This is a genomic window from Couchioplanes caeruleus (assembly GCF_003751945.1).
GTDB classification, from domain to species: Bacteria; Actinomycetota; Actinomycetes; order Mycobacteriales; family Micromonosporaceae; genus Actinoplanes; species Actinoplanes caeruleus.
Map to the genome: position 1 here is coordinate 8,298,377 of NZ_RJKL01000001.1, position 6,099 is coordinate 8,304,475.

The 6,099-nt window shown below is 73.8% G+C and carries 7 protein-coding genes; 2 read left to right on the top strand and 5 right to left on the bottom strand.

Features of this window, described 5'->3' with window-relative positions:
- Positions 1 to 84: 84 nt before the first annotated feature.
- Complete coding sequence (locus tag EDD30_RS37450; protein WP_071807065.1) at positions 85 to 1,734, bottom strand: GAF domain-containing sensor histidine kinase; 1,650 nt, start codon at positions 1,732 to 1,734, stop codon at positions 85 to 87.
- Positions 1,735 to 1,816: 82 nt separating this feature from the next.
- Here EDD30_RS37450 and EDD30_RS37455 point away from each other — a divergent pair, with 82 nt between their 5' ends.
- Together EDD30_RS37455 and EDD30_RS37460 are read left to right on the top strand one after the other, a co-directional pair.
- A complete protein-coding gene (locus EDD30_RS37455) occupies positions 1,817 to 2,458 on the top strand; it encodes a response regulator (RefSeq protein ID WP_071807064.1) in 642 nt (213 codons plus the stop codon).
- Positions 2,459 to 2,490: 32 nt separating this feature from the next.
- Positions 2,491 to 3,447, top strand: coding sequence for a TIGR03885 family FMN-dependent LLM class oxidoreductase (locus EDD30_RS37460; RefSeq protein ID WP_071807063.1), 957 nt, complete (start codon positions 2,491 to 2,493; stop codon positions 3,445 to 3,447).
- Here EDD30_RS37460 and EDD30_RS37465 read toward each other — a convergent pair.
- The 4 genes from EDD30_RS37465 to EDD30_RS37480 form a co-directional block, all read right to left on the bottom strand.
- Positions 3,444 to 4,109: a lysophospholipid acyltransferase family protein gene (locus EDD30_RS37465; protein ID WP_071807062.1), complete on the bottom strand. Its 666-nt coding sequence runs from the start codon at positions 4,107 to 4,109 to the stop codon at positions 3,444 to 3,446. The two genes, EDD30_RS37460 and EDD30_RS37465, sit on opposite strands and share 4 nt — an antisense overlap.
- Positions 4,109 to 4,654, bottom strand: a complete 546-nt coding sequence (locus EDD30_RS37470; protein ID WP_071807061.1) for a TetR/AcrR family transcriptional regulator — start codon at positions 4,652 to 4,654, stop codon at positions 4,109 to 4,111. Before EDD30_RS37470 ends, EDD30_RS37465 begins: the two co-directional genes overlap by 1 nt.
- Positions 4,655 to 4,701: 47 nt before the next feature.
- Entirely contained in the window at positions 4,702 to 5,616 is a 915-nt protein-coding gene (locus EDD30_RS37475) for a GNAT family N-acetyltransferase (protein WP_071807060.1), read from the bottom strand.
- An 80-nt stretch (positions 5,617 to 5,696) separates the two neighbouring features.
- A partial coding sequence (locus EDD30_RS37480; RefSeq protein ID WP_483400371.1) for a Rossmann-fold NAD(P)-binding domain-containing protein occupies positions 5,697 to 6,099 on the bottom strand: 403 nt, incomplete at its 5' end.

Here is a 6,099-nt window from a genome sequence, read left to right on the forward strand (position 1 = left end):
GTCCCGACCTCAGGCCCCAAGGGCACCCGCGCCGAAGGTCTCGGCTTCAGGGCCCCGATGGCACCCGCGCCGAAGGTCCCGGCTTCAGGGCCCCAAGGGCACCCGCCAGGTCAGCACCGTGCCGCCGGCGGGAGCGGCCGCGACATCGAAGGTGCCGCCGAGGTCGCGGGCGCGCTCGCCCATGTTGACCAGGCCGCCGCGGGCGGCCGCCGGGTCGGTGCCCACGCCGTCGTCCTCGACCCGGATCGTCACCTCGCCGCCGGCGGCGCGCACGGATACGCGTACGGCGGACGCCCGGGCATGCCGCGCGACGTTGGACAGCGCCTCGCGGAGCACGGCGAGCAGCTCGGGCACCACGTCGTCGGGGACCGCGCTGTCGACCGGGCCGGACACGTCGAGGCTGGGCCGGAAGCCGAGGGCGCCGGCCGCCGCCTCGACCGCGTCGCGCAGCTCGGTGCGCAGCGACGCGCCGGCCGGCGCGCGCAGCTCGAAGATCGACCGGCGGATGTCGCGGATGGTGGCGTCGAGGTCGTCCACGGCGGCGTTGACACGCGCGGCGGCCTCGGGGTGCAGCGCGTGCGGCGCGACGCCCTGCAACTGCATGCCGGTGGCGAAGAGCCGCTGGATGACGACGTCGTGCAGATCGCGCGCGATCCGCTCCCGATCCTCCAGGACCACGAGCAGCTCGCGCTCCTCCTGGGCGCGGGCGCGTTCCAACGCCAGCGCGGCCTGCCCCGCGAAACTTTCGAGCAGGGCCGCGTCGTCGTGGCCGCCGAACCAGGCCCCGGCGACGATCAGCACACCCTGCGGCAGGTCGGCGCCGGCCAACGGCGCAGCCAGCGCGGGGCCGTCCGGCACCGGCGCCGGCCAGTCGGCGACCTCCGCCAGGCTCATGTCCCCCAGCGCGTCGACGTCGACGTCGAGCACCCGGCCGACCATGGCGTCCGCGCCGTCGGCGACCTCGATGGTGTAGCGGCCGTCGCCCGGGTCCGCGAGCAGGACCAGCACCAGCTCGGCCTCGGCGATCTCGCGGGCGCGCCGGGCGATGAGCTGCAGGGCCTCCTTGCGGCGGACGGTGCCGAGCAGTACCGAGGTGATCTCGGCGGCGGCGGACAGCCAGCGTTCCCGGCGCCGGGCGAGGGCGAACAGCCGGGCGTTGTCGACGGCGACGCCGGCGGCGGCCGCGAGCGCGACCACGAGCTCCTCGTCGTCGTCGGTGAACTCGGTGCCGCCCTGCTTCTCGGCGAGGTACAGGTTGCCGAAGATCTGGTCACGGGTGCGGACCGGCACGCCCAGGAAGCTGTGCATCGGCGGGTGGTGCGGCGGGAAGCCGTACGAGCGGGGATGGCGGGTGATGTCCGGCAGCCGTACCGGATGGGGGTCGCTGATGAGCAGGCCCAGGACGCCCCGGCCGTGCGGCAGGTCGCCGATCTTCGCCCGGTCGGCCGGGTCGATGCCGTGGGTGATGAAGTCGGAGAGCTGCCGGCGGTCCGGGGCCAGCACGCCCAGCGCGCCGTAGCGGGCGCCGGCCAGCGCGCACGCGGACTCGACGATGCGCTGCAGGGTGCTGCGCAGGTCGAGGTCGGTGCTGATGCCGACGACCGCGTCGAGCAGGGCGCGCAGGCGTTCGCGACTGGCGACGACCTCGCCGACCCGGTCGAGCATCTCCTGCAACAGCTCGTCCAGGCGTACCCGGGACAGCGGGGTGAGCCCGAGCGAGGGCGGCTCGTTCATGCGCCGATGCTAGCGAGCGTCGGCGTCCGACACGGGACCTTGGACCCTGGGTGCACCGGGTGGATGAGGGTAATAAGGAGACATGATCCGTGTCTTCCTGCTCGACGACCACGAGGTGGTCCGCCGGGGCCTCGCCGACCTGCTCCACGCCGCCGGCGACATCGAGGTGGTGGGGGAGTCCGGGTCGGCGCCGGAGGCGGCCCGCCGGATCCCGGCCCTGCGCCCCGACGTCGCCGTCCTGGACGCCCGCCTGCCCGACGGCAGCGGCATCGACGTGTGCCGGGACGTCCGGGCGGTGGACTCGTCGATCAAGGGCCTGATCCTCACCTCGTACGAGGACGACGAGGCCCTGTTCGCCGCGATCATGGCGGGTGCCTCGGGCTACGTGCTCAAGCAGATCCGCGGCACCGACCTCGTGGACGCGGTGCGCCGGGTCGCGGCGGGCCAGTCGCTGCTGGACCCGGCCGTGACGCAGCGGGTGCTGGAGCGCATCCGACACGGCGTGGAGCAGCCGCGTGAGCTCGCGTCGCTCACCGACCAGGAGCGCCGGATCCTCGAGTACGTCGCGGAGGGGCTCACCAACCGCGAGATCGCGGGCAAGATGTTCCTCGCCGAGAAGACGGTGAAGAACTACGTGTCCAGCCTGCTCGCCAAGCTGGGCCTGGAGCGGCGAACCCAGGCGGCGGTGCTGGCCACCCGGCTGCTCGGCGAGCACCCACGTTAGGACCGGGGGTCTGGCGGGGTAGGTAGGCGGCCATGACGGACTACGGCATCCACTGTTCCCACGAGCAGATTCCGCCGGCCGAGCTGCTCGCCGCGGTCGTCGCCGCGGAGCGGGCCGGCTTCGACGCCGCGATGTGTTCCGACCACTTCTCGCCCTGGAGCGAGCGGCAGGGCCAGTCCGCCTTCGCCTGGTCGTGGCTCGGCGCCGCGCTGCAGGCCACCAACCTGTCCTTCGGCGTGGTGAACGCGCCCGGCCAGCGTTACCACCCGGCGATCATCGCTCAGGCCGTCGCGACCCTCGGCGCGATGTTCCCCGGCCGGTTCTGGGCGGCGCTGGGCACCGGCGAGTACAGCAACGAGCACATCACCGGCGGGCCGTGGCCGCGCAAGGAGGTGCGCAACGCCCGGCTGCTCGAATGCGTCGGCGTCATCCGCGACCTGCTCGACGGCGCCGAGGTCAGCCACGACGGGCTGGTCACCGTCGACCGGGCTCGCCTGTGGACGCGGCCCGAGACTCCGCCGCCGCTGATCGGGGCGGCGGTCAGCACCGAGACCGCCGCCTGGTGCGCCGGCTGGGCCGACGGGCTCGTCACGGTCAACGCGCCCGAGGAGCAGCTACGTGCCATGATCGCGGCGTACCGGGACGCCGGTGGCCGCGGGCCGCTCTGCCTGCAGGTGCATCTGAGCTGGGCGCCGACCGAGGCCGAGGCCGAGGCGATCGCGTACGAGCAGTGGCGCAGCAACGTCTTCGCGCCGCCGGTGTGCTGGGACCTCGAGCTGGCCGAGCACTTCGACGTGATCTCCGAGCAGGTCCCGCTCGCGCGGGTGCGTGAGGTCGTCAACATCTCCGCGGACCTGGACCGCCATGTGCAGTGGCTGCGCGACTATGCCGCCCTGGGGTTCGAGCGGATCTACCTGCACCACGTGGGGCAGGACCTGACCGGGTTCGTCGAGACCTTCGGTGCCAAGGTCCTGCCCGTTCTGCGTTAGTGCGTACCGGAGAGGGCGTTGTACTCGTCGGCCCGTTCCTGGCCGGACAGGGCGGCGATCGCGTCCATGATGTGGTCCGTCGCCTCGCGGCGGGCCCGCGCGGCGGTGCCCACCGGCGGGCCGAAGCGCAGCGGCTCGCCGAAGCGGACGGTCACCCGGCCGGGCCGCGGCAGCCGGGCGCCGACGGGCTGCACCCGGTCGGTGCCGAGCACGGCGACGGGCACGACCGGGGCGCCCGAGGCGAGCGCCAGCCACGCCACCCCGGTCCGCCCGCGGTAGAGCCGTCCGTCGCGGGACCGGCTGCCCTCGGGGTGGATGCCGAACGCGCGCCCGTCCTTGAGGACCCGCAGGGCGGTCTCCAGCGCCTCCTGCGCCGCCCGGTGCGCACCGCGGGGCACGGCGACGGCGCCGACAGCGGTCAGCGTGGTCCGGGTCAGCCATCCTCGCGGCCCCTGCCCGGTGAAGTACTCCTGCTTGGCCAGGAACGCCACCGGGCGCGGCGCCACCAGGGGGATGAGGAAGCTGTCCAGAAAGGACAGGTGATTCGCGGCCAGGATGACGGCGCCGTCGCGGGGAATGTGCTCGCGGCCCTCGACGTCGGGGCGGAAGGCGGCGTGGGTCAGCGGAACGAGCATGGCCCGGGCCAGGCGGGGCAGCAGCATCAGTGCTCCAGGTATGCGTCGACGGCGGTGCACAGCAGGGCGTCGGCGTCGGCGTCGCCGATCACTCCCAGACTGCCCCACGCCCAGAGCTGGGCGATGCCGTGCAGATTGGCCCAGAACGCGGCCGCGACCGTCGCGGTGTTGGACCGGCCGGGGCCGAACAGGCCGACCAGCACGGCGAACACCGACCGGCCCGCCTCGCGCAGGCCCTCCTGGTTGCCGCGCAGCAGCTCGTGGCGGAACATCAGCTCGAACATGCCGCGCTCGTCGCGGGCGAAGCCGAGGTAGAGCCTGCCGAGGGCGAGCAGGTCGGCGCGCGGTTCGCCGAGTGGCACCAGCGCGGTCAGACGGGCGGACAGCCGCTCGTACCCGACCCGCGCGACGGCGGCGATCAGGTCGCGGTGGGCCGGGAACCAGCGCCGCGGCGCGCCGTGGGAGACCCCGGCGCGGCGGGCGATCTCCCGCAGCGTCAGCGCCGCGGTGCCCCGCTCGGCCACCAGCTCGACGCCGGCCGCGACGAGCCGGGCTCTCAGGTCATCGGACATAGACACTGTCTACCATCGGTGTGTAGACAGTGTCTACGACGAACCTCTCAGAGGTCGAGCTGGTAGAGCACCGACCGGTGGGTGGGCTCGTAGCCGAGGTCGTCGTTGACCCGCCGCATCGCCACGTTGCTCTCCGCCGTGTCGGTGAGCAGCCCCTCGATGCCCGGGTGGGCGTCGCGCACGTGCAGCACCGCGGTCGCCTTCATCCACCGGGCCAGGCCCCGCCCGCGGTGGCCGGGCAGCACGCCGGTGCCGTAGTGCTGCGCGTCGCCGGTGCCGTCGCCCGGCACCACCAGCTCCGTGAAGCCCACAATGGCGCCGTCGGGTTCGTGCATCGCCGCGACGGTGCAGAGGATGTCGCCGCGCTCGGTCACGGCGGCCGCGATGGCGCGGACCCGGTCGACGTCCCACTCCTCGGCCGCGACGTCCGCCTCGTCCATCGGCATGTCGTCCATCGCCCGCCGGGAGGCGGCGAACGTCGGCGCCAGGTCGCCGGCGACCGTGCCCTCCCAACTGTTCAACCGGTAGCCGGGATGCGGCTCACCGGCGAGCGCGGCCAGCCGCGGGTCGCCGGCCCGGGCCATCGGCAGCCTGGAGAAGGTCAGGTTCAGCACCGGCCGGAACCCGCGGGCGATCAGGAAGGACGCGTCGCCGGCCACGGGTCCGCCGGCCACCGGTCCGCCGGTCACCGGGCCGGCGGTCACCGGCCCGGTGATCAGCGTGCGGCGTCCGAGCTTGCGCGCCGCCTCCACCGCCTTGTCGAGCAGCGCGCTGCCGGCGCCGCGCTGCCGCTCGGCCGGGTGCACCTGCACCTCGACCTCGGCGCGGTGCAGCGTACCGACGGCGGTCGGCACCCGCAGGTACGCGATCCCGAGCGGATGCCCGCCCTCGCCGGTTGCCACCCAGGCGAGCCGGTACGACGACGGTCCGGCCTCGGGCTCGCGCCACGCGCTGATCTGCACCCCGCCATTATCCGTCGTCGCCGGACCGGGGCCGCCCCTTGGGTCCACGGGGTGTGCTGTGACCCGAGTTGCGCCCGGGCTCACCAGGCGAAAGGCGCGTAGTCCTTGAGGAAACAGCCGTAAAGGTCCTCGCCGCGCTCGCCGCGGACGATCGGGTCGTAGACGCGGGCCGCGCCGTCGACCAGGTCGAGGGGGGCGTGGAAACCCTCGTCGGCGAGCCGCATCTTGGTCGGGTGCGGGCGCTCGTCGGTGATCCAACCGGTGTCCACGCTGGTCATCAGGATGCCGTCGGCGAACATGTCTTCCGCGCTCGTGCGGGTCAGCATGTTCAGCGAGGCCTTCGCCATGTTCGTGTGCGGGTGCCCGGCACCCTTGTAGCCGCGCTCGAAGACGCCCTCCATCGCGGAGACGTTGACGACGTACCGGCGGGGGAAGGTCGACCGGGTCATCGCTGCGCGCAGGCGGCTGACCAGGATGAACGGC

Excerpts from the sequence above, each read along its gene's own strand:
- EDD30_RS37450 (WP_071807065.1), bottom strand. The coding sequence starts at position 1,734 with ATGAACGAGCCGCCCTCGCTCGGGCTCACCCCGCTGTCCCGGGTACGC.
- EDD30_RS37455 (WP_071807064.1), top strand. The coding sequence starts at position 1,817 with ATGATCCGTGTCTTCCTGCTCGACGACCACGAGGTGGTCCGCCGGGGC.
- EDD30_RS37460 (WP_071807063.1), top strand. The coding sequence starts at position 2,491 with ATGACGGACTACGGCATCCACTGTTCCCACGAGCAGATTCCGCCGGCC.
- EDD30_RS37465 (WP_071807062.1), bottom strand. The coding sequence starts at position 4,109 with ATGCTGCTGCCCCGCCTGGCCCGGGCCATGCTCGTTCCGCTGACCCAC.
- EDD30_RS37470 (WP_071807061.1), bottom strand. The coding sequence starts at position 4,654 with ATGTCCGATGACCTGAGAGCCCGGCTCGTCGCGGCCGGCGTCGAGCTG.